We start from the raw sequence: 22131 nt of genomic DNA, 5'->3' as shown, positions 1-22131 counted from the left end.
AGCAAAAGTCGTTTTGACTTTTGCTCCTGACTTCCCTGTCTGTCCTTCCTCTGACGGATTTTAGACTTTTTCGTGCTCCGGAATGACATGTGCCGTGAGGAAAATCATGATTTCAGACTCTGAATGACTCCTGCGCACGCTGCGGAAGAACGAACCGAGGATTGGCAGATCTCCCAGAAATGGGATTTTCGAAAGCGTCCTCGATTCATCGCTGCCAATTAAACCGCCGATGACCATGGTCTCACCATCGCGCAGACTGACTGTCGTATCGGCACTGCGATTCTGAAAACGATAGGCTTTGATATCTTCGACATAAAGAGGCGAGCTGACTTCCGTATGAACAGAAGCCGTGATGCGCCCATCATCGTGAATGCGCGGCGTGCAGCGCAGGATGATGCCGGCCTGACGGTATGTATAAGTCGTTGTAGTCGTGCTGTCTGTCACGGACTGCGTCGGCACCGGCACTTCGCCGCCGATGTTGATGACGGCCTCGCGGCCCTGCACCGTCGTAATGTTCGGGCGCGCGAGCATCTTGGCCTTGCCCTGCGTCACAAGGGCCTGTATCGTTGCCCCGTAATAAAACTCAAACGGAATGCCCTCAGGGCCGCGCCCGAACTGGATGATGCCCGGAATGGTCCCGTCCTGCGTATGGCGCTTGATTTCCTTTTCCTGCACTTCATTGCTGCTGCCCTTATGACGGTACGTCGTTTCATAATCCGGATACTGTGGCAGGGAAGACCAATTCCATTCCACGCCGAGTTTTTTCGAAGCATCTTTCGAAAGCGCCACAACCTTGGCCTCAAGCGATACCTGCTGCGGCTGGCAGTCAAGCTTTTTTACGACCTGTTCGACATTTGCTGCCTCAGCTGCCGTACCATAGAACAAGAGCGAATTGGTCGCACTGTCCACCAGGACGCGCTGTCCTTCGGCCTGACCTTTTCCTGCAGGAGACTCTTTTCCCTTTTTGTCTGCAGAGTCACGGCTCTCAGACGCTGTCCCATGATGCTGCAGGGACAATTCTGCAGCCCGTGCCAGATCCGCAGGGTCAGCATAGCGGACCGGATACACATGGACCCTGCGAAGACTTTCTGCCTGTGCAGCCGTTGTCACCAGATAGGTCGACCCCTCTTTGACCACGACCAGCCCCTTGGCAGCTGTTACCATCTGCAGGAGCTTCTGCGGCTCTTCTGTGACATTAAGCGTTACGGTTCCTGTCACGCTGTCATCCAGAACGATATTTTCATGGCCAGCTCTGGCCAATGTCAGCAGAACAGAGCGAACATCGCCCTCTACCACCCGCATCGCAATGGGCGCAGCCTCAGCCCGGACCGGAAAAACCGGCATCAGGAATATTCCCGTTAAAAATCCCGCGAATATCATTTTCTTCCATTTGACTGTCGTCATCTCACAGCCTCCTCATTTAAAAAATTTTTCTCTGCCTTCTTTCCTGCTTTTCTGCTTTATTTTCATTTTCCATCCATTAGGTCTGATCCATATGCCTGATACGCCTGTCCTTCATTCCAGCGAAGTCAGATCCAGCCATTTCTCTCCTGCCGGTCCCTGCAGATGGACACTTTGTGAGCCGATTTCCAGCACTTCCCAGCCTGCAAAATGCTCTCCTACTGTCAAAGACGCACTCTGGCGTCCATCTGTCAAAATGACCAGTGGCATACCGCCCTGCACAATCCCGCTCAGCCTCAATGCAGCCGTTTTTTCCTGTGCTGCAGACTCCGGCTGCATCTCGGCAGCCTTCTGACCAGTCTGACTCTCATTACGATAGGGACTTCCTGCTCCAATAGGACCTGCCGATATTTTTTTCTGCATCCCCGCCGGCTCCTTCAAATCCCGACTTGCCGCTGCAGCTGCTTCCCCGCGCTTTTCATGAGCAGGCGAGAATGGATTGTGCAGCTCTGCTAAAGAAGTCTGGCTTTCCATGCCCCGTATCTTTTGGTAGCGTGCATTTTCCTTTTGCTGTGCTTTCCGGCCAGCATCCAGACTGCCTGATTTTTCTTTTGAGACTTGTTCCAATCCTGCAGCAGACTGCCCCGAAACAGCCGACTCCGACACAGTCAGCCCCGTATCCTCATCAGACTGCCAAAAGTACACTGACAGAAGCAGACAGCCGGCCAAAAAACAGCCAGCCTGTTTTTTTCTCTTTATTGTCCATTGTTCCAATACAGCCTCCCTCCTTATAATGTTTCATTATTCTGACTAAAGCAATTATGAAGAAAGGCTCTGCCAAATGACAGAGCCTTTCTGTGCCGTTGACTTTCCCTGTGGATTGGCACAGATGAGCCTCGGGATATTTTTATTTTGCTGCTTTAGCAGCTTTGAGAGCCTGAAGTTTCGGGCCCATGATGCGCTTGTAGGATTCAACGCCCGGCTGGTTGAAGGCATCGACATCTGCGAGTTCGCCTTCATAAGCAACGCTCATAGCGAGCATATAGAGGAGTTCGCCAAGATGGTAAGCGTTGAGTTCCGGCAGCGTGAAGCAGGCATTGTAACGCTTGTTCGAAGACAGAGCATCCGCATTCGACTGGCGAGCAACCTCAAGGGCCTCGCTCATCGTAACGCCCGAGATATCGGCAAGCTTTTTAGCCTCCGGGAATACATTCGGGATGACGAGATCATTTTTCCAGTTCTCGACTTTGACGAACTGGACAACCTTATTGAGCTTGCCTTCCTGATGCTGCTGCGTCTGGGAATGCATATCCGTCGTGCCGACAGCAACAACCGGCGTACGGCCGTAGCAAACTTCCTTGCCTTCCTTGTTGAACTGTTTGCCGAGGGATTCCGCGAGCAGCTGGATGTACCACTCCGAAACGGATTTGAGGTAATCGCCATACGGCATCATGACTTCGATATCACGGCCGTGTTTCTCCGAAGCGGCGAATTTCAGAGCTGCGTTTAGCATAGCCGGATTCTGCCAGATATCATCGTTCTGGCAGGCCTTATCCATGTCTTTTGCACCATTGAGGAAAGACTGGATATCGAAGCCAATGCAGGCAGCCAGCGTCAGGCCGACTTCCGTGAATACCGTGAAACGGCCGCCGACGCCGTCCGGAACAGCATACTGCGGCCAGCCCTTCTCGATGGCCAGCTTCTTGAGGAGCGTCTGTTTCTCCATGTTCGGGTCCGTGACAGCGACGACTTCCACGTCAATGCCTGGGAACTTCTGCAGAGCATCATAAACGACCATGAAGCCCGACATCGTATCGAGCGTGCCGCCGGATTTCGAGATGACGAGCAGCAGGACCTTCAGATTGCGTTTCTCATGATACTGAAGAATCTTCGACTCATTCTCGAGATGATGGATGAGGTCGCCCGTGCTGCGCGGATCGATATTGTTGCCGCTGAAATAAACTTTCGGGAAGCCATGGCGCTCCTCTTTTGGCAGTTCATTCCAATAAGCACCGCACTGTACATCAAAGAGAACCTTGTTGCCAAGGTAAGAACCGCCGATGCCCATCGAAACGACAACATCAACATTGCCTTTGACATGGTCTTGAAGCTCCTGCAGACGCTTCAAAGAGCTCGGGCTGTTGATATGGCCTTCTTCTACATACGGCGTCTGAGAAAAGAGAACTTTCTCCGGTTCGCCGTCTTTGGAAAGATGCGCACGGATGAAGCCCGTTTCACGCATGACTTTCATGGCCTCATGCGCTTTTTTGAGGTCTTCCTCGTAAGACTTGAGGTCTGCTTCCGTGACTTTACCTTCACCATAAAGATTGTCATAGTCGAACGTAAAACCGGATTTCAGTTTCAAACTCATGTTTTAACACTCCTCTGCTTATTCTGACTGCTTTTCTTTTTCCCATTTTCATTGCATGATGTCACGGGAAAAGGATACATGCAGCAGGTCTATGGTTCCATACGTACTTATTATATCATGTATCCCTTTTCCTGTGAATATTCCCTTATGTGCGAATGAGCTGCAAAAGCTCATCCGTCTTTTCCTGACAAAGCTTCTTATCGCCGCGCGTTTCTACATTGAGGCGCAGGACGGGTTCCGTATTGGATTTCCGGAGATTAAAGCGCCACTTGTCAAAGGCAATGGACAGTCCGTCGATCTTCGTGACCTCGCCTTTACCTGCATAGGCCGCTTCAACCTTGGCCATGACGTCATCCGCATCTTCCACCCTGCTGTTGATTTCCCCTGATATCGGATAACGCTCCCGACACGCTTTGACAAAATCCGACAGGCTGCTGCCCTCGGTCTTCGACAGGAGTTCCATGACGAGAAGCCAGGGAATCATGCCGCTGTCGCAGTATGAAAAGTCGCGGAAATAATGATGTGAGCTCATTTCACCGCCATAAACGGCACCGCAGTCACGCATCTTATCCTTAATAAAGGCATGGCCGCTGCGTGAAATGACCGGCACACCGCCAAATTTGCGGCAGACTTCTTCCGTATTCCAGATGAGACGCGGATCGTAGACGATTTTCTCTCCCGACTGCTTTTTGAGAAAAGCCTCTGCGAGCAGTCCCACGAGATAATACCCATCGATGCAGTTCCCGTCTTTATCAAACAGAAAACAGCGGTCAAAGTCACCGTCCCAGGCCACGCCGAGGTCAGCCTCTTCTTCCCGCACAATTTTTGCGGTCGCTTCGCGGTTTTCAGGCAGCAGCGGGTTCGGTACACCGTTCGGGAAATCGCCATCGGGGATATTATGAATCTTGACGATGTCAAACGGCAGCTTCTTTTCTATGGCATTGATGACAGGACCGGCAGAACCGTTGCCCGTATTCGCCACGACCTTAAAGGGCTTTAGAGCGGAAAGGTCAACATAAGAAAGAAGATAGTCGATATAATCGTCCATGACATCCATCTTTTCGACGTGTCCGGCTTTTTCGTCAGCTGTGGCAAAATTTCCTGCCATGACGGCCGCGGCGAGCTCTTTGAGCCCCGTATCTTCCGAAATCGGCTGTGCCCCGCGGCGTACCAGCTGAAAACCGTTGTATTTCTTCGTGTTGTGGCTGCCTGTAACCATGATGCCGCCATCCAGTTCATGATGCAGCACAGCAAAATAAATCATCTCTGTGCCGCAGAGCTCTAAATCCATGACGTCACAGCCGGCTTCCGTCAGCCCCTTTACAAGCGCTTCCTGAAGAGCCGGGCTCGACAGGCGGATATCGCGGCCGACCGCGATTTTCCTAGCGTCAAACAGAGCCGGAAAAGCACGGCCGATGCGATAGGCCAGTTCTTCATTGATTACTTCCGGATAAAGGCCGCGGATGTCAAAAGCACCAAAGCCCTTTGCCGATAAATTCATCCAATACACCTCTGACTTTTATCAGGCAGCAGCTCAGGCCAAAAGCGGCTTGACGGCTTCTGCCAGTTTATCTTTCTCTGCTTTTGCTTCCGCAAGATCCTTGCCCAGCGTCGTGAAGTACGTCTTGATCTTCGGTTCCGTACCGGATGGACGAACGACGACCGTAGAACCGTCATCGAGTTTATAGATGAGGACATTGGCCTTCGGCAGCCCCGTCTTCTCAGGCTCCGCATAGTCAATCGTCGCCACGACCTTCTTGCCGGCAAATTCCGTCGGCGGATTTTTGCGCAGGTTCACCATGATGCCTTTCATCTTGTCCATACCCGAAAGGCCCGGGAACGAGAAGGCATCGACCTTATTGTAATAACGGCCATACTGCTGATAAATTTCTTCAAGGCGCTGCTTGATGGAAGACCCGATGGAGCGGTAATAAGCGGCCATCTCGCAGATCAGCATGGACGAAACGACAGCATCCTTATCGCGGACATACGGGCCGGCGAGGTAGCCGTAGCTTTCCTCAAAACCAAAGATGAAGCGGTCCGTCTCGCCTGCTGCTTCGAGCTGGGCAATCTGATCGCCAATCCACTTGAAGCCCGTCAATACGTGGCGAAGTTCTACGCCGTAATGCTCTGCGACCTTATCGGCCAGCGGCGTCGAAACGATGGACATGACAGCGACCGGATTCTTCGGCATCGTGCCCTTCTCAATGCGGCCCTGGCAGATGTAGTCGAGCAGCAGTACGCCCATCTCGTTGCCCGAGACGAGCTCGTACGTGCCATCGGCACATTTCATTGCAATGCCCACGCGGTCTGCATCCGGGTCCGTCGCGAGCATGAGGTCAGCCTGTTCTTTCTTGGCAAGCTCAAGGCCCTTGGCGAGAGCATCGAAAATTTCCGGATTCGGATAGCTGCAGGTCGTGAAGTAGCCGTTCGGATATTCCTGCTCCGGCACAATCGTGATATCCGTGATGCCGATATCCTTGAGGACACGCGTAACCGGCACAAGGCCCGTGCCGTTCAGAGGCGAATAAACGAGCTTAAGGCCTGCCGTCTTGGCGAGGCCCGGACGGACCTGACGTGCTTCGATGGCCTGGTAGAAGGCATCTTTGCAGTCCTCGCCGACAAACTGAATCAGGCCTTTTTCGACGCCTTCGGCAAAGCTGATATGCTTAGCCCCCGTCAGGACATCGGTCTTCTGGATGGAATCGTAAACCACGGCAGCAGCGTCATCCGTCATCTGGCAGCCATCGGGACCATAGGCCTTGTAGCCGTTGTACTGAGCCGGATTATGCGAAGCCGTGATCATGATGCCGGCATTGCATTTATAGTAGCGCGTCGCAAAGCTCAGGGCCGGCACCGGCATGAGTTCCTCATAAAGGCGTACATGAATGCCATTGGCCGCCAGAACGCCGGCGGCTTCACGAGCAAAATTCCAGCCCTTGAGACGGCTGTCATAGCTTATGGCCACGGTCTGCGTGCCGCCCTGCGTTTTAACCCAGTCGGCTACGCCCTGCGTCGCCTGACGAACGACCCAGATATTCATGCGGTTCGTGCCGGCGCCCAGCACACCGCGCAGGCCAGCCGTGCCAAACTCCAGAGCTACAGCAAAGCGGTCCTTGATGGCCTCATCATCACCTGCAATATCATTGAGTTCCTTATTGAGGTCAAAATCAATGAGGTCTGCAGCGGCCCAGCGTTTGTACTCGTCTTGATACATAGATATCCATCCCTTCCTGAATCCATTGTCAGCAATCGTATTTTGACTTTTGTCGGTCAGCAACAGCTGTCCACTATTGTTATAGTTCTTTTTCGACAGAAAACGCCTTTATCCTGCCATCAGTCCGTTCAATTGAGATGATATTTTTTCTGGAAGCTTCTGTGCGTCCAATAGAACGCGATGGTCAGCGGCACACAGGAGCCAATCCAGGCCATGGGATTTGCAAGGCAGGCCCCGAGATAGCCGAGCCAGCTGCAGAGGAAAAGGGCAGCCGCCGTACGCATGAGCAGTTCCATGATGCCGGCAATCGTCGGCACGATGCTTTGTCCGAGCCCCTGCAGCGTATAGCGGAAAATGAATAGGAACGAAAGAATCCAATAGCACGAGCCATTGACAATCAGATACTCATGACCAAAGTCAATGACCTCTGGGGCACCATCCCCGACAAAGAGATGCATGATGGATGGGCCAAAGAAAATCAGCCCCGCGCCGGCCAGCACGGCAAAGGTCACGGACATATAGCAGCATTTGCGCACGCCTTCGCCGATGCGCTCAAATTTCCGTGCACCGTAGTTCTGAGCCGTGTACGCCGACATAGCGATGCCAAACGACATCATCGGCATCATGGCAATGGATTCAATTTTCTGCGCAGCCGCATAAGCCGCCACGGCCAGAGGTCCAAGGTCATTCAGAGCGACCTGCAGGATGACCGCGCCGATGGCGATGATGCTCGACTGAAAGCCCATGGGCAGGGCAATGCGCAGATGCTCCCAATAAAATTTGAGATTGGGCCGCCAGTCGCTTTTATGCGTGTGCAGGGCCGGCACTTTCTTCATGATGAAGAGCAGGCACAAGAGATTGCCGCAGACCTGCGAAGCCAAGGTGGCGAGGGCTGCGCCCGGAATCCCCCAGCCAAAGCAAAGGATGGCAATTGGCTCAAAGATGATATTGAGCGTCAGGCCGCAGGCCAGAAGAATCGTCGGGGTCTTGCTGTCGCCAAGCGCGCGGATGAGATTCGTCTGCGTCTGATAGAAGACGAACAGGCCGATGCCGGCGTAAACAATGCTGATAAAGGAATAAGCACCATCGAGAATTTCAACAGGCGTCTGCATCCAGATGAGCAGCTGGCGGCATAAAAGGACACCGACTGCCGTCAATATAATAGAAGCAAACAGGGAAAGCACGGCACAGGCAGCCGCACTCTGACGTACCCCCTCTTCATCACGCGCGCCAAAGCGCTGCCCCGTATAAATAGAGAGCCCCGTCGAAAAGCCGATGACAAAGCCGAGCATCAAAAACATCAAAGAGCCTGTACAGCCAACAGCAGCCAACGCGTTGACCCCTAAAAAGCGGCCGACAATCAGCGTATCGACAAAGGCATAGAGCTGCTGAAAAATATTGCCGGCAATCAGCGGCATCGTAAAGAAAAAAATCAATTTGGCCGGCGAGCCTTCGGTAAGATTCTTCGTCATTCCAGATACCTCGTCACAAACGTGCGCAGCGTTTCCTGCAGGACCGTCACGTTGTCAAGCAGGGTCTCCGTCTGCGGCCGCAGCTTCGTATAGTGAAAAACAGGATGATGCGCCACCATATAATCCGTAGGAAACGGCTCCACATCTATGCCCTGCTTCGCAAAATTCAGCACCGAACGCTTCATATGGAAGGCACTCGTCACAAGGATTGGCCGGGAAAGTCCGTTTTCCCTCAAAATTTCCGCTGAATATTTGGCATTCTGGCTCGTATTGATGCTCTTGGTCTCCGTCAGAATTTTATCTTCCGGCACGCCAAGGCTCATGAGCACGCGCTTGGCAATCTTTGCTTCCGCGCCTGTATCTTCATAAACCTGCCCGCCGGAAAGCAAGATGGGCACATCGAGCTTGCGCTGCAGTCGCACGGCCGTCAGCAGGCGGCTGGCAGGACTCGAACAGAGCGTCCCCGTGCCGTCAACATCGGGCGTATCATTATACGCACCGCCGCCCAGCATGATGATGACATCGCCGGAAGGATTCTCCGGCGGGGCATAGACAGATTCGAGACTGCCCATCGTCTTTTCAGCCACAAAGCCCGTGCAGAGCAGATAAAAGACGAAAGTCAGTCCAAATAGTATGGCTGCAGCCTTTTTTTCGCCGCGTTTTTTCCAGAGCCAGACGGCTAAAGCAAAAAACAGCAGGATGAAGATACCGGGCGGCAGAATCCAGCTCGCTCCGAACTTCAAGAGATAAACCATTTCATATCCTCCAAATATCATCCAAAAAAATAAAGCGCAAATTCCATCTGCATAGAGGAATCCCCGCATTTATCTAGAAACTATAAATTGTATATCCATTGTATCAGACTTGCCGCCCTGCGGCAAGGCATTCACTCGTTAAAAAGGAGAGTTTATCATGGCATTCATTGAACCAGCACCCATGCAGGCAAATAAAGGCATCGGCACGATTTCGCTCGTCAAGCTCCTGACGCCGGCAGAGCTCGACGGCAAATGCGACATGTACGCAAAAGTCATCGTCCCGCCCCTCTGCGGCATCGATGTCCATAAGCACGAAGGCAACACCGAGACGTATCACATTCTCTCGGGCGAGGCCCTCTACAACGACAACGGCACCGAGTCTGTAATCGGCGCCGGCACGACCACGTTCTGCCCGGACGGAGAAAAACACGGTATCCGCAATATCTCAAAAACCGAAGACCTTGTCTTCATGGCCCTGATCATCCGCAAGTGACGGACGCTTCCTGTCATCTGCAAAATAAAAATGCTGTCCGAAAACGGACAGCATTTTTTATGCTCTCATTTCATGATTTGCTGCAATCAGTTGTTATGCGGGACAAGGTCTTCATCGCGCAGTTTGCCTTCCTTAGCACGCTGGGCAAATTCCGCCGTTGCCGTAAACAGGACATCCGTCGAACTATTGAGGGCCGTCTCACAGGCATCCTGAATGACACCGATGATGAAGCCGACACCGACGACCTGCATGGCGATATCATTGCCGATGCCGAAGGATGCGCAGGCAACTGGAATCAGCAGCAGCGAACCGCCGGCAACACCCGACGCACCGCAGGCGCCGATGGTCGAAACGATGCAGAGAAGCAGGGCCGTCGGCAGGTCAATGCTGATGCCGAGCGTATGCGCTGCGGCGAGCGAAAGCACGGCAATCGTAATGGCTGCACCACTCATGTTAATGGTCGCACCAAGCGGAATGGAAATCGAGTACGTATCCTCATCTAGGCCGAGGCGCTTGCAAAGGGAAAGATTAACCGGGATATTTGCTGCCGAACTGCGCGTAAAGAATGCATAGAGGCCGCTTTCCTTAAGTGTCGTCCAGACGAGCGGATACGGATTGCGATGAATATGAAGGTACACGATAAGCGGATTCATGATCAAAGCGACCGAGAAGAACGCGGCAAGCAGCACACCGAGGACCTGGATGTAGCCAAGCAGTGCACCGAGACCGCTCGTGCCGATGGCATTGGCAACGAGGCCCATGATACCGAACGGAGCAAAGCGGATAATCCACTGCACGATTTTCGTAACAGTCTTGGCAAAATCGTTCAGCATGGTCTTTGTCGTATCGTTGGCAGCGTGCAGCGCAATGCCCGCCAGGCAGGCCCATGCGAGGATGCCGATGTAATTTGCATTTGCCAGGGCATGAATCGGGTTATCGACAACTGACAGAATGAGGTTGTGCAGAACTTCGATGATGCCGGACGGCGGTGCCAGCTGCGCGTCAGGAGCGACCTGCAGGTGCAGGACCGTCGGAAATGCAAAAGAATATGCCACGGCGACGAGCGATGCACAGAACGTAGCCACGATGTAGAGCCGCACAATCGGTTTCATCGAGGCACTGGCATCCGAATTCTTCTGTGCCAGTGCATTCATGACGAGTATAAAGACGAGAATCGGAGCCACGCCCTTGAGGGCACGGACAAAGAGATCGCCGAGAACTGCCACAGCCGGTACGGCCTGCGGTGCAGCCAGGGCAATGATGATACCGAGCACCAGACCGACCGCAATGAGCTTGATGAGAGCGGTCTCCTGATACTTCTTGCCAATCTTATGTAACATATGAATCCTCCTTGAACGCCAAGCGTTTCTCTCAAAAATACATATGTTAGTATATACTAAACAGTGTAAGGATGCAAGACTTTTTACGTTTTTTGTGTATTATACGCGTACTCTGTATCCAGCCCATGGAAAAAGCGTGCACATATCATAAATATGTGCACGCTTGGAATACAGTTCTTGTAAATCAGACTTGTGCCATTTCTTCTTCCCGCGCTTCCTGCTCCTTCAGGCTCTCCAATTCGATGAAGTACCGCCCTATGGCATCCTGCCAGCGCGGCAAAAGAGAAAATCCTGCTTTCGTCAGACTAGCCTTGCTGAGTCTTGAATTATGCGGACGCACAGCGCGCGTCGGATAAGCAGAAGAAGGCACCGGCACCACCTTGACATCCATGCCTGCCTGACGGAAAATCTCGGCTGCAAATTCCGCCCACGAACAGAAGCCTTCATTCGTCGCCTGATAAATGCCGTAGCGCTCTGTCTGAATCATATCTGCCAGCAGCACCGCAAGGTCACGCGTGTAAGTCGGCGAGCCGACCTGGTCATCGACGACCGTGAGTTCCTTATGCGTTCTGCCAAGTCTCAGCATCGTGCGAACAAAATTTCCCCCGTTGATGCCAAATACCCATGAGATCCGCACGATGAAGAAACGCCTGAGTATCTGCTGTACGGCTTCTTCCCCCTCCAGTTTCGATTTGCCATAGACGTTTTTCGGCCCCTTTGGATCATCAATCTCATAAGGCTCTGTTCCATCTCCGGGAAAGACATAGTCCGTGCTGATGTAAACCATTTTCGCATGAAAGTCACGGCAAAGGCGTGCCAGGGCCGCTGTTCCCTGAGCATTTACAGCCATGCAGCGCGCCTCGTCATCCTCTGCACGGTCTACAGCCGTATAAGCTGCACAATGAATGACCACGCTGGGCTTATATGCTTCCATATAACGGCGCATTGCCTCCGCATCCGTCAGGGGAAAGTCCCTGCTTGATACCCCCTGTACTTCTATATCTCTGTCCTTCAGTTCCAGGACACAATCGTGGCCAAGCTGCCCCGTAACACCCGTAACCAGTACCCTCATGCTCATAAACTCCCTTCTCTTTCTCTCACTCCGCATCGATGTGTTTCACATATTCGCATTTTAAATCTTTTTATCTATTCTTCCATAAAGTACAAACTTCCTGCTTCTATTCTAGAAAAGTATAGAATGAAAGATTTTCCCTGTTTCTTATTTGCGTATCTATGTTATACTGAGTGAGTCGCACAGAGCTTTACTTTCTTTTTGTATCATTAATATTGGATATTGGAGATTTTATGGAATACTTAAAAACCCTGATTCTTTCCATCATCGGCGGCATCGTCATGAGCTTTCTCGATGCACCGCTGCCCTGGACACTGGGTCCGATTGTCTTCGTCGCCCTGGGGTCCCTCATCCGCAAACGGCCTTTCTGCTGGTCCCTGCGCATCCGCAATACAGCGCTCATCCTGCTCGGCTATGCCATGGGGCGTCCTTTTACCATCGAGACGGGCCGTGCCATCCTCTCGCAGTTCCCATTGATGATTTCGGCCACCCTCATCACGGTATCAGCCGGCGTGTTCACGGCCTGGCTGATGTTCCGCCATACAAAGATCAATTTCACGAGCTGCCTTTTAGGCTGCGTGCCGGGCGGCCTTTCCCAGATGGTTATCCTCGCCGATGAAATACGCGATGCCGACCTCACCGCTGTCACCATCATGCAGACGCTGCGCATGCTCTCCGTTGTTTTCGTCATCCCTTTCCTGACCATCCATGTGCTGCCGCCTGCTTCTCATACAGGAACAGCGCAGGCTGTGCATCAGGCAGGTTCCCTGACAGAAATCCTGATGTTTGCCGCTGTCGCTATTCTCGGCGCCATCATCGCCAAAAAAATTCATCTGCCGACCGCGCCAATGCTCGGTCCTATCCTCAGCACGGCAGCTTTTGTCGTCCTCACGGATTCTTCCGCGCCAGCTGTTCCGGTTCATTACATCAATGCCGCACAGATTCTCGTTGGTGCTTATATCGGTTCCAGCGTCGACCTCACACGCCTGCATCAATATCACGGCATGGGCAAGCTCCTCTTAGGCGGCGTGCTGCTCGTGCTCTGCATCAGCATGGTCCTTGGCTATACGATTTCAAATCTAACGGGCATCGACCTCGCCACGGCTTTTCTCTCAACCGCGCCCGGCGGATTGACTGAAATGGGCATCACCGCGCTCGTTGTCGGTGCTGACAGCTCAACGATGGTTGCATATCAGCTCACGCGGCTGCTTTTCATCATGCTGGTCTTCCCTTACATCGCCCGCGGCATCGTCTATCTTTATCGAAAAAAACAGTTCCCTGCTGCCACGGAAACAAAAAAATAAAATACGCTTCACGCTTCTTCCCATAAAATTTTTAAACCAACAAGGAAAAAATACAAAAAGCGCCGAATAAATAAAGCAAATAAGATTGTTTATTTGTTTTATTTTTTTAAGGGGGCCTGATGTATGGATCCAGCAGTACTGACCCTGATTGTCCTCGGGGTTGCCGCTTTCTTCTTCGTAACCGAGCTCATTCCCTTGGCCGTTACCGCCATGGGAGCGTCTATCGCGCTCGGTCTGCTCGGCGTCCTGACGCCAAAGCAGGTATTTTCCGGTCTTTCGAATTCCACGGTCGTCCTGTTCGCGGGCATGTTCGTCATCGGTGCGGCCATGTTCCAGACAGGCCTTGCCCAACGCATCGGCATCACTGTCGTCCATGCTGCCGGCACAGGCGAAAAACGATTGATGGCCGCCATCATGATTGTCACGATCGCCCTGTCATCCGTCTCCTCGAATACGGCTACGGTCGCCTGCCTTATGCCCGTCGTCATCCAGATCTGCGCGGTTGCACGCCTTGCCGTTTCGCCGCAGCTCATGGCCCTTGCTGTAGCTGCCAACGTCGGCGGTACCATCACGATGATCGGCACGCCGCCAAACATCCTCATGAGTGCAACGCTTTCCGCCAGCGGCCTGCAGCCTTTCGGATTCTTCGAATTCGCCTGGATCGGCATTCCGCTGTCCCTGGCCGGCCTCATTTACATGCTGACAATCGGACGCCGCCTCTGCCCGCATGGCCATATCGACAGTGCCCTGAGCGATCTCACTTCGGACCTGCCAAAAGATACGCGCAAAATGGCCATCTGCGCAGCCATCCTGATTCTCGTGGTCGTCGCCATGGCCCTCTCCAAGACCATCAACGTCCCGATGCAGGTATCTGCCATCATCGGTGCACTGGCCTGCGTCATTACGGGCTGCCTCAGTGAAAAACAGGCCTACGGCGGCATTGACTGGACGACAATTTTCCTGTTTGCAGGCATGCTGCCGCTGGCAGAGGCCATGGATAAGACTGGTGCCGGCGCCATGATTGCAGCCTTCGTTGTCAACATCATCGGCTCCAATGCATCCCCGATGATCATCGTCGTAGCACTGTTCCTGCTTTCCTGCGGTCTCACGCAGTTCATGTCGAACACGGCAGCAGCGGCCCTGCTGGCGCCAATTGGCATCTCGATTGCCCAGTCCATCGGCGTTTCGCCGTTCCCAGTACTCATGGCCATCGGCATCGCCGCTTCCTGCGCATTCACGACGCCAGTTGCTACGCCGCCGAATACGCTCGTCCTGAGCCCGGGCAAATTCCATTTCATGGATTATGTCAAAGTCGGTCTGCCGCTCGTCTTCATTTCTTTGATTGTATGTGCGGTCATCATCCCGCTCGTATGGCCGTTCTAAGGACAGCTGCCAATAGATACAGACGATGATTTTGTGATATTTTTACGAATCTTTTAGAATACGAGGTAATCATATGGATAGAGAAGAATTATTGGGCACACTGAAAAAACTCGATGAAGAAGTTTTTGCGGAGTTCCAGGATGAAATCGAAGAACAGCGTTTTACCCTGTCGCTCATCCCGACCATCAATGCCGAGTCCCCACTCGCTGCTTATCTTGAGGGCAGCATCCTTGCCAACGTCAGCACGGACTATCACGGCATCAGCCGCACGGGCCGTTTCGAGCACATCGCAGCTGAACGCGCAAAAAGGCGTTTTGGTGCAGAGCACGCCATCGTCCGTCTCAGCAGCATCCGCTCGGCTTCCCGTGTTGTCTTTCTGGCCTTACTGAAACCCGGCGACCCCGTTCTTTCCTTCAATGGACGCAAGCAGGAGCTTTGCCGCGGTCTCTCTTACAAATTTTCCTCTTTCGGTGCCGACTGGGAGCACCGCGATATCGACTGGGAGGAGCTCAGGGAACAGATTGAACGCCATCATCCAAAAATCGTGATTTTCTCGCCAACGAGTTTCCCCTTCAACATCGATACGAAACGCCTGGCAAAAACAGCACATGATGCAGGCGCCCTGCTCTGGGTCGATATTGGGCAGAATGTCGGACTTGTCGCCGCAGGGCTGCTCCCCTCTCCGGTTGCCGATGCCGACATCGTGACGTTCCCGACGAACGACTCTCTGCAGGGGCCTGAGGGCGCCATCATCCTCTGCAAAAAAGAATTTGCCGAAACGCTTGACCGCGCTGTTGTCAACACAGGCCACGCTGCCCTGCATAAAAACCGCCTGGCCGCACTTGCTGTCGCCCTGCTCGAGGCCGGCAGCGAAAATTTCCGGCTGTACGGAAAACAGGTCATTGACAACGCCAAGACCCTCAGCATCGTCTTACAGGATGCCGGTGTCACCGTCTGGGGCGGAGATACAGACTGCCATCTCGTCGTCGCTTCCCTGCCAGATGGCACGGACCCGCAGCAGATTGAACAGCATATGCACCGTGCGGGTTTCCATGTCAAGTCAGCACGCCTGTCCTCAAAGGATAATGCCCCTGCCCATCCTGTCCTGCGCCTTTCGAGTCTCAATCCGACGACGCGCTCACTGAAAGAAAAGGAAATGGTCATGGTCGGACAGCTTTTGGCCCAGGCCATGCACACAACCGATGCAGCAGAACTTGAGGTCATCCGCAAAAAAATCAGCTCCATGCTCATTGATAAGCCGATTTACTCCGAAGAATGGCTGGCTGAAATTGCAGACCCGGACACTTTCTTTAACGGTGCAGATGAACTCAGCATCCGCCATATCGCTTCCAGCGAGAAAAAGAATCTGTTCGGCCGTTTGTTCCACTGATTGACCTGCAAAATCACAAAATATAGTCATAACAAAAAAGCCCGCCGCGAAAATATCGCGGCGGACTTTTTGCCGTATTGATGTATCAATTGTTCTCTTTTTTCTGCTCAGCGGCCAGCGGAATGGTCAGAATAAATTTCGTCCCCTCGCCGAGCTGGCTTTCCACCTCGATTTTGATATCGTGCTGCTCTGCAATCCAGCTGGCAATAGAAAGCCCCAGGCCCGTGCCGCCGACGCTGCCCGCTGCCTTGGTGCGGGAACTGTCTGCGCGGTAGAACCGCTCAAAAATCTTTTTCTGGTCATCTTCCGCAATGCCGATGCCGTCATCGGCAAAGACCAGTTTCATCGCCTTTTCCCCTGGCATACGTCTGGAAGATATTGTGATATGACCGCCTTCCGGCGTATACTTGACAGCATTTTCAAGGAAAATGCGCATCATCTGACGCATCGTCGCGGGGTCTGCATAAATCGTGCCCGCTTCATTGGCAGTCAGTGTTACAGTATGGTTTTTGGTGACCAGTTTCATCTTGCGCACGGCATCGTCGACAATCTCCGCCAGATTCACATAATCCTTATGCAGGATTTGGCGCTTTTGGTCTGCGCGTGCAAGGAACAGCAGCTTCTCAATGAGGTCCTGCATGTCTTCGGCCTCCGAGCGAATTGCCGTGATGCCTTCATCGAGGACTTTCGTGTCCTTACGGCCCCAGCGTGACAAGAGATCCGAATACCCCAAAATGACTGTCACCGGCGTCCGCAGTTCATGGGAAGCATCGGAAACGAAGCGCTGCTGCTGCTTAAAGCCGCGTTCCAGCCGGTCAAGCATGTGGTTGAAAGTCAACGCAAGTTCTGCCAGTTCATCCTTGGCCGGCGGCACTTCGATGCGTCTGTCCATGCGTTCGACCTCAATCTTGCGCGCGGTCTGTGTCAAATCGCGGATTGGCTGCAGGATACGCCTGCTGAGAAAATAGCCCGCTGCCAGCGCGATGATGAAACCTGCAATCGTAATGATGAAGAGCAGAATCTGCAGATCTTCCAAAAATACATTCTCTGCCGTAATGGTCCTAAAAAAATGAAGCTGGTAAAACTGACCGTGATCCACTACATCCATTTTGGCATGGTAAAAGACAAATCGGTCCAGCTTCACAACATCCATATCTTTATTGGCCCAAAAAGGCGGATTCTTGACACGATTCGCATCCAGAACATCAAGCGATGGATAATGCGAGTCCGTTTCGTAGACAATGCGTCCCGTAATGTCCGTCACACGCAGCACAATTCCCGGCGGAACAAGATCCTTCTCATTCAAGTAAGCCTGCAGACTGCTGGATTCTTCGATTCCCTCCTGCATGCGCTCCATGGCGATCTTGATTTCGGTTTCCGCCTCATGATAAAAGGTGTAATAGGTGCCGAGCCCCATGATGACACTCGTGAGCACCAGTACCAAAAGCAGGATAGCTGCGTAAAGGCAGGTGATTTTTGTAGAAATCTTCATGCGCCACAGAGGACTTTCAAGATACAGTCTGCGCAAAGCGGCCTTACTCTTTGACAGCATAGCCTACGCCCCGCACCGTATAGATGTATTTTTCATGGAAATGGTCGTCAAGTTTGGCGCGCAGATAGCGGATATAGACATCGACGACATTCGTGTCGCCGCTGTAATCATAGCCCCAGACCTTTTCAAGAATCTGGTCGCGCGTCAGCACCGTGCGCTTATTGCGCATCATGTACTCGAGCAGAGAATATTCTTTTTTTGTCAGATGGACCGGCTCGCCATCGACCTCAACTTCATAACGCTTCGGATACATGACGAGATTCTTGACCTGCAGGCGTTCTTCGAGGGGCACACCATCCTGATCCGGTATATGCTTGCGCAGGGCATTGCGGATGCGCGCCATGAGTTCCTCGATGGCAAACGGTTTCGTCATATAATCATCGGCACCGATATCAAGGCCCGCAACTTTATCTTCCACATCATCTTTGGCCGTCAGCATGATGATGGGCAGCGAGGAAACCTCACGCACGCGCTTGCAGATGGTCAGGCCATCCATACCCGGCAGCATGACATCGAGAAGCACCAAGTCAAAATTTCCCTGCATGATGCGCTCATACGCGCGCGTGCCGTTCTCTTCCGTCTCCGTCTCAAAGCCTTCATGTTCAAGCTCAATCTGCAGGAAACGCGCAATGCGGCGTTCATCCTCTACAATAAAGATACGAACTGGTTTATCCATGTCTGTCCCTCCATTATGCATGTATGCACGAACAAAAGATAAGAAAAAAAGAGATATATTTTTTAATATATCTCTACTATATCGCAGTTGCAGGAAAAAAGGAAGGCCTTTCTTCTGATTTAATTCGAATTTAATTGCTTTCAAACAACGATCTTATATTAACGGTCCTGCTCCCCGAGGAACATCTCACGGAACAATTTGATGAGATGCTTGCTCGAAGAAGACAGCGTACGGTTCTTGAGCCAGGCAATGACCGTATGTGTGCTCATCTCCGGCTCCACAAGTTTCTTATAATAAAGGTTGCCGTCCGTCAGCAGTGTCCTTGAAGAAACCGGCAGAATAGCTGCCCCCATGTCCATCTTAGCAAGCAGAAGGTCCTGTACAATACTGTCCGAAACACAGACAATATGAGGCTCAAAACCGAGTTTGCGGCAGTTGGCCACAAACATGCTCTGCCAGCGCAGGGGTATAATGATGGGCACATCGCGCAGTTCTTCCATGCGGATTTCCTGCCGCGAACCGCCGAGGATTTTTTCCTTATTCATGACAACGACGAGCGGTTCATTCGGCAGGACGATGGACTCATAGACTTTGGAGTCGACCTGTGTGCGCGTGATGCCGATCTCAATGACGCGGTTGTCGAGAAGCTCGAGAATGCGCGCCCCCTCTGCTTCCCAGATCTGATACGTCACCTGCGGATAACGGCGATGAAATTCCGAGATGAGTTCCGGCAGCAAAAGAGCCCCGGAGGTCGTGATGGTGCCGAGCTGAATGGAACCAGCCACGCCAGAGCCGATTTCGGTAATTTCGCGCACGGTACCATCGACCATGCCGAGAATGTGTTCCACGCGGGAATACAGCACGCGTCCTGCATCCGTCAGACGGATGCGGCGGCTGCCGCGCTCAAAGAGCTGCACGCCGAGCGATGTCTCCAGTCTCTTCATCTGCCTGGAAAGTGCCGGCTGGGCGATGTCGAGCCTCTGCGCCGCGTGACTGATATTGCCTTCTTCCACAATGGCATAAAATGCCCGCATATCCTTGATTTCCATAATACTCTCTCTTTCCGGACCAAGCCGTCGTCTATAGCAAATATTCATACGTCCTATATCTCTTTATGCTATTATACTTTTTCCTTCAAAAATAGGCAAATCTTTTTCCATAAAATTATAGATTGGAAGAGTTATTCTTCTCCTATATTTCTGTCAATTCACACTTGTGATTTTTAGAGCTCATGCTATAATATAATTTGTATTATCGGGATAATTGCGATTGATGACATCGTTATGTTATAAAAAGGAGTTTTTCATATGACAAGAATCAAAGACGCACTCGACGCAGTGGCTGCCGCGATCATTGCCCAGAAAGATTATTTGACAGACCTTGACCGGCAGATTGCGGATGGCGACCACGGCATCAATATGGCCCGCGGCTTCCGCGCTGCCGTCGATGCGGTAGAAGAAATGGACGATACGACAAAACCAGGACCTGTCCTCTACACCATCGGCAAAGCGTTCATTCACAATGTAGGCGGAGCCGCCGGTCCTCTCTACGGCACGGGTTTTGTCAAAGCTTCCGAAGTCTGCGATGACGAGACCAAGCTCAATATCGCTTCTTTTGAAAAGCTGCTCGGTGCCGCTATTGAAGGCATTGAAAAACGCGGCCATGCCCAAAAAGGCGATAAGACCATGCTCGATGCCCTGATTCCGATTCACGACTGCTTCCTGCCTGAGAATGCCGAAGGCAAAACGCTGTTTGAAGTCCTGCAGGAAGCTTCACACGCCGCAAAGGAAGGCGTTGATTTCACGAAGACGGTCGCTGCCCGCCGCGGACGCGCCAGTCTCGTCGGAGAACGCAGCATCGGCCATGAGGACCCCGGCGCCGTGAGCTCGATGCTCATGTACCGCGCTCTCTATAATTTCCTCAAGAAATAAAAACAGCAGATACACAAAAAGGCAAGGCGGCCTGAGCCCCTTGTCTTTTCTTGTCTCCAAACAGTTTCTGTAGTATACTTTTAAAAGATATTTCGAAGACAATGCTTCTATATATAAGAGGAGGAATTCCATTGACACAGCAGATTGTTCGCACGCGTTTCGCGCCGAGCCCGACAGGTTACATGCATATCGGCAACCTGCGCACCGCCCTTTACGGCTATCTTTATGCAAAATCCCAGAAAGGCCAGTTCATCCTGCGCATTGAGGATACCGACCGCACGCGCTACGTCGCCGATGCCGTCGACTTCATCAACCGCACGCTTGAGATGGCCCATATCATCCCGGACGAAAGCCCGGCGCTTGGCGGCCCTTATGCCCCATACGTCCAGAGCGAACGCCTTGACCTCTACAAGAAATACGCAGAAGAACTCGTCAAGACGGGCCATGCCTACTACTGCTTCTGCGATCCGGAAGAAGACCATTCGGCCGGCAAATTCGGCGGCTATGACCGCACCTGCCGCAATCTTTCCCCGGAAGTCATTGAAGAACACCTCAAAAACGGCGATCCGTACGTCATCCGTCAGAAGATGCCGCTGACGGGCGAAACGACCTTCTTCGATGTGCTGCACGGCAACATCACCATCAAGAACGAAGAACTCGAGGACCAGGTCCTTTTGAAGCGCGACGGCATGCCGACTTATAACTTTGCCAACGTCATCGATGACCACCTCATGCATATCACGCACATCATGCGCGGTGCCGAATTCATCACGTCTACGCCGAAATACATCCTGCTCTATGAATCCTTTGGCTGGGAAGTTCCGACGTTTATCCACCTCGCTCCGGTCATGGGCAAGAACGCCGACGGTTCCACGTCGAAACTCTCGAAGCGCCATGGTGCCACGAGCTTCGACGACCTTGTCAAGGCAGGTTATCTGCCCGATGCCATTGTCAACTACGTTGCCCTGCTCGGCTGGAATCCGAAAACGACGAATCAGGAAATCTTCTCGATGGATGAACTCATTGAACACTTCAGCCTCGAGGGCCTTTCCAAATCGCCGGCCGTCTTCGACTACGACAAGCTCGGCTGGATCAACGGCGAATACCTCAAGGCCATGAGCGACGAAGACTTTGCCAAGATGGCGCGCCCGTTCGCAGGCGAGCTGCCGGATTACCTCGAAAAGAACTGGGGCCGTCTCTCATCACTCCTCAAAACCCGCATCCAGCGCCTTGGCGACCTGCCGCAGGAAATCGCCTTCCTCATCGAGCAACCGGCTTTTGACGCGGAGCTCTATGTCAACAAGCGCAACAAAGTCACGCCGGAAAAAGCCGCTGAACTCCTGCCGGGCATGATGGCCCTGCTCGAGGCCGTTCCAGAAGAAAATTGGAACAACGATGCTCTTTACGAAAAACTCAATGCGTATATTGAAGAACAGGGCATCAAAAAAGGCCTTGCCATGTGGGTTCTGCGCATTGCTGCTGCCGGTCAGAAAGTCACGCCGGGCGGTGCTACGGAGATTCTCTCGCTGCTTGGCAAAAAAATTTCTATGGAGCGCCTCAAAAAAAGTCTTGCCAAACTGCAGGAGTTGTAATATAATTATTTAAGTCAGTTACGTGGCACCTTCGTCAAGCGGTTAAGACACCGGCCTCTCACGCCGGGTTCATGGGTTCGAATCCCATAGGTGTCACCACTCCGGCACCTTCGTCAAGCGGTTAAGACACCGGCCTCTCACGCCGGGTTCATGGGTTCGAATCCCATAGGTGTCACCACTCC

Annotated in this window: 18 protein-coding genes and 2 tRNA genes; 8 read left to right on the top strand and 12 right to left on the bottom strand. The window is 52.6% G+C overall.

The window, feature by feature from the left end; genetic code table 11:
• Positions 1-60 precede the first annotated feature (60 nt).
• The 7 genes from ACI4OH_RS07580 to ACI4OH_RS07550 form a co-directional block, all read right to left on the bottom strand.
• Entirely contained in the window at positions 61-1380 is a 1320-nt protein-coding gene (locus ACI4OH_RS07580; RefSeq protein WP_435721874.1) for a secretin GspD/PilQ domain-containing protein, read from the bottom strand.
• 135 nt (positions 1381-1515) lie between these two features.
• Positions 1516-2175: a hypothetical protein gene (locus tag ACI4OH_RS07575; RefSeq protein WP_435721855.1), complete on the bottom strand. Its 660-nt coding sequence runs from the start codon at positions 2173-2175 to the stop codon at positions 1516-1518.
• A 133-nt stretch (positions 2176-2308) separates the two neighbouring features.
• Positions 2309-3772, bottom strand: coding sequence for a phosphoglucose isomerase-related protein (locus ACI4OH_RS07570; RefSeq protein WP_435721854.1), 1464 nt, complete (start codon positions 3770-3772; stop codon positions 2309-2311).
• Between the two features lie 145 nt (positions 3773-3917).
• Positions 3918-5273, bottom strand: a complete 1356-nt coding sequence (locus ACI4OH_RS07565; RefSeq protein WP_435721853.1) for a phosphohexomutase domain-containing protein — start codon at positions 5271-5273, stop codon at positions 3918-3920.
• A gap of 33 nt (positions 5274-5306) precedes the next feature.
• The gene (locus ACI4OH_RS07560; RefSeq protein WP_435721852.1) at positions 5307-6989 is read right to left on the bottom strand and encodes a phospho-sugar mutase; all 1683 of its coding nucleotides are present in this window, start codon (positions 6987-6989) and stop codon (positions 5307-5309) included.
• Between the two features lie 128 nt (positions 6990-7117).
• On the bottom strand, positions 7118-8461 hold the full coding sequence (locus ACI4OH_RS07555) for an MATE family efflux transporter (protein ID WP_435721851.1): 1344 nt from the start codon (positions 8459-8461) through the stop codon (positions 7118-7120).
• Positions 8458-9216 (bottom strand): YdcF family protein, encoded by a 759-nt coding sequence (locus ACI4OH_RS07550; protein ID WP_439784522.1) that lies wholly within the window; start codon positions 9214-9216, stop codon positions 8458-8460. Before ACI4OH_RS07550 ends, ACI4OH_RS07555 begins: the two co-directional genes overlap by 4 nt.
• A gap of 157 nt (positions 9217-9373) precedes the next feature.
• On the opposite strand from ACI4OH_RS07550, the gene ACI4OH_RS07545 reads away from it, so the two are divergent.
• A complete protein-coding gene (locus tag ACI4OH_RS07545) occupies positions 9374-9709 on the top strand; it encodes a cupin domain-containing protein (RefSeq protein ID WP_439784521.1) in 336 nt (111 codons plus the stop codon).
• An 86-nt stretch (positions 9710-9795) separates the two neighbouring features.
• Here the strand turns inward: ACI4OH_RS07545 and sstT are convergent, their stop codons facing one another.
• Together sstT and rfbD are read right to left on the bottom strand one after the other, a co-directional pair.
• Complete coding sequence (gene sstT / locus ACI4OH_RS07540) at positions 9796-11049, bottom strand: serine/threonine transporter SstT (RefSeq protein WP_439784520.1); 1254 nt, start codon at positions 11047-11049, stop codon at positions 9796-9798.
• A gap of 184 nt (positions 11050-11233) precedes the next feature.
• Positions 11234-12121: a dTDP-4-dehydrorhamnose reductase gene (gene rfbD, locus ACI4OH_RS07535; protein ID WP_432646382.1), complete on the bottom strand. Its 888-nt coding sequence runs from the start codon at positions 12119-12121 to the stop codon at positions 11234-11236.
• 233 nt (positions 12122-12354) lie between these two features.
• Here rfbD and ACI4OH_RS07530 point away from each other — a divergent pair, with 233 nt between their 5' ends.
• The 3 genes from ACI4OH_RS07530 (at position 12355) to ACI4OH_RS07520 (ending at position 16198) form a co-directional block, all read left to right on the top strand.
• Positions 12355-13425, top strand: coding sequence for an AbrB family transcriptional regulator (locus ACI4OH_RS07530; RefSeq protein WP_435721850.1), 1071 nt, complete (start codon positions 12355-12357; stop codon positions 13423-13425).
• A gap of 123 nt (positions 13426-13548) precedes the next feature.
• Entirely contained in the window at positions 13549-14808 is a 1260-nt protein-coding gene (locus ACI4OH_RS07525) for an SLC13 family permease (protein WP_432646364.1), read from the top strand.
• 73 nt (positions 14809-14881) lie between these two features.
• Positions 14882-16198 (top strand): serine hydroxymethyltransferase, encoded by a 1317-nt coding sequence (locus ACI4OH_RS07520; protein ID WP_432646363.1) that lies wholly within the window; start codon positions 14882-14884, stop codon positions 16196-16198.
• Between the two features lie 85 nt (positions 16199-16283).
• Here ACI4OH_RS07520 and ACI4OH_RS07515 read toward each other — a convergent pair whose 3' ends face one another.
• The 3 genes from ACI4OH_RS07515 to ACI4OH_RS07505 form a co-directional block, all read right to left on the bottom strand.
• Entirely contained in the window at positions 16284-17750 is a 1467-nt protein-coding gene (locus tag ACI4OH_RS07515) for a sensor histidine kinase (protein WP_439784519.1), read from the bottom strand.
• Positions 17734-18426 (bottom strand): response regulator transcription factor, encoded by a 693-nt coding sequence (locus ACI4OH_RS07510; RefSeq protein ID WP_432646361.1) that lies wholly within the window; start codon positions 18424-18426, stop codon positions 17734-17736. Before ACI4OH_RS07510 ends, ACI4OH_RS07515 begins: the two co-directional genes overlap by 17 nt.
• Before the next feature lie 158 nt (positions 18427-18584).
• Positions 18585-19475 carry a LysR family transcriptional regulator gene (locus ACI4OH_RS07505; RefSeq protein WP_432646360.1) on the bottom strand — a complete coding sequence of 297 codons (891 nt, stop codon included), beginning with the start codon at positions 19473-19475 and terminating at the stop codon, positions 18585-18587.
• A gap of 258 nt (positions 19476-19733) precedes the next feature.
• Here ACI4OH_RS07505 and dhaL point away from each other — a divergent pair, with 258 nt between their 5' ends.
• From dhaL to ACI4OH_RS07485, 4 genes are all read left to right on the top strand, one after another.
• Entirely contained in the window at positions 19734-20357 is a 624-nt protein-coding gene (dhaL, locus tag ACI4OH_RS07500; protein ID WP_435721849.1) for a dihydroxyacetone kinase subunit DhaL, read from the top strand.
• 101 nt (positions 20358-20458) lie between these two features.
• Positions 20459-21949 (top strand): glutamate--tRNA ligase, encoded by a 1491-nt coding sequence (gene gltX, locus ACI4OH_RS07495; protein WP_432646358.1) that lies wholly within the window; start codon positions 20459-20461, stop codon positions 21947-21949.
• Positions 21950-21973: 24 nt separating this feature from the next.
• A tRNA-Glu gene (locus ACI4OH_RS07490) sits at positions 21974-22048 on the top strand.
• Positions 22049-22052: 4 nt separating this feature from the next.
• Positions 22053-22127, top strand: a tRNA-Glu gene (locus ACI4OH_RS07485).
• The last annotated feature ends 4 nt before the right edge of the window (positions 22128-22131 follow it).

Source organism: Mitsuokella apri (assembly GCF_051886055.1).
In the GTDB taxonomy this organism is placed as follows: domain Bacteria; phylum Bacillota; class Negativicutes; order Selenomonadales; family Selenomonadaceae; genus Mitsuokella.
This window is presented reverse-complemented; position numbering and strand designations above follow the sequence as displayed.

Excerpts from the sequence above, each read along its gene's own strand:
- ACI4OH_RS07580 (WP_435721874.1), bottom strand. The coding sequence starts at position 1,380 with ATGATATTCGCGGGATTTTTAACGGGAATATTCCTGATGCCGGTTTTT.
- ACI4OH_RS07570 (WP_435721854.1), bottom strand. The coding sequence starts at position 3,772 with ATGAGTTTGAAACTGAAATCCGGTTTTACGTTCGACTATGACAATCTT.
- ACI4OH_RS07565 (WP_435721853.1), bottom strand. The coding sequence starts at position 5,273 with ATGAATTTATCGGCAAAGGGCTTTGGTGCTTTTGACATCCGCGGCCTT.
- ACI4OH_RS07560 (WP_435721852.1), bottom strand. The coding sequence starts at position 6,989 with ATGTATCAAGACGAGTACAAACGCTGGGCCGCTGCAGACCTCATTGAT.
- ACI4OH_RS07555 (WP_435721851.1), bottom strand. The coding sequence starts at position 8,461 with ATGACGAAGAATCTTACCGAAGGCTCGCCGGCCAAATTGATTTTTTTC.
- ACI4OH_RS07550 (WP_439784522.1), bottom strand. The coding sequence starts at position 9,216 with ATGGTTTATCTCTTGAAGTTCGGAGCGAGCTGGATTCTGCCGCCCGGT.
- ACI4OH_RS07545 (WP_439784521.1), top strand. The coding sequence starts at position 9,374 with ATGGCATTCATTGAACCAGCACCCATGCAGGCAAATAAAGGCATCGGC.
- sstT (WP_439784520.1), bottom strand. The coding sequence starts at position 11,049 with ATGTTACATAAGATTGGCAAGAAGTATCAGGAGACCGCTCTCATCAAG.
- rfbD (WP_432646382.1), bottom strand. The coding sequence starts at position 12,121 with ATGAGGGTACTGGTTACGGGTGTTACGGGGCAGCTTGGCCACGATTGT.
- ACI4OH_RS07530 (WP_435721850.1), top strand. The coding sequence starts at position 12,355 with ATGGAATACTTAAAAACCCTGATTCTTTCCATCATCGGCGGCATCGTC.
- ACI4OH_RS07525 (WP_432646364.1), top strand. The coding sequence starts at position 13,549 with ATGGATCCAGCAGTACTGACCCTGATTGTCCTCGGGGTTGCCGCTTTC.
- ACI4OH_RS07520 (WP_432646363.1), top strand. The coding sequence starts at position 14,882 with ATGGATAGAGAAGAATTATTGGGCACACTGAAAAAACTCGATGAAGAA.
- ACI4OH_RS07515 (WP_439784519.1), bottom strand. The coding sequence starts at position 17,750 with ATGCTGTCAAAGAGTAAGGCCGCTTTGCGCAGACTGTATCTTGAAAGT.
- ACI4OH_RS07510 (WP_432646361.1), bottom strand. The coding sequence starts at position 18,426 with ATGGATAAACCAGTTCGTATCTTTATTGTAGAGGATGAACGCCGCATT.
- ACI4OH_RS07505 (WP_432646360.1), bottom strand. The coding sequence starts at position 19,475 with ATGGAAATCAAGGATATGCGGGCATTTTATGCCATTGTGGAAGAAGGC.
- dhaL (WP_435721849.1), top strand. The coding sequence starts at position 19,734 with ATGACAAGAATCAAAGACGCACTCGACGCAGTGGCTGCCGCGATCATT.
- gltX (WP_432646358.1), top strand. The coding sequence starts at position 20,459 with ATGCTTCTATATATAAGAGGAGGAATTCCATTGACACAGCAGATTGTT.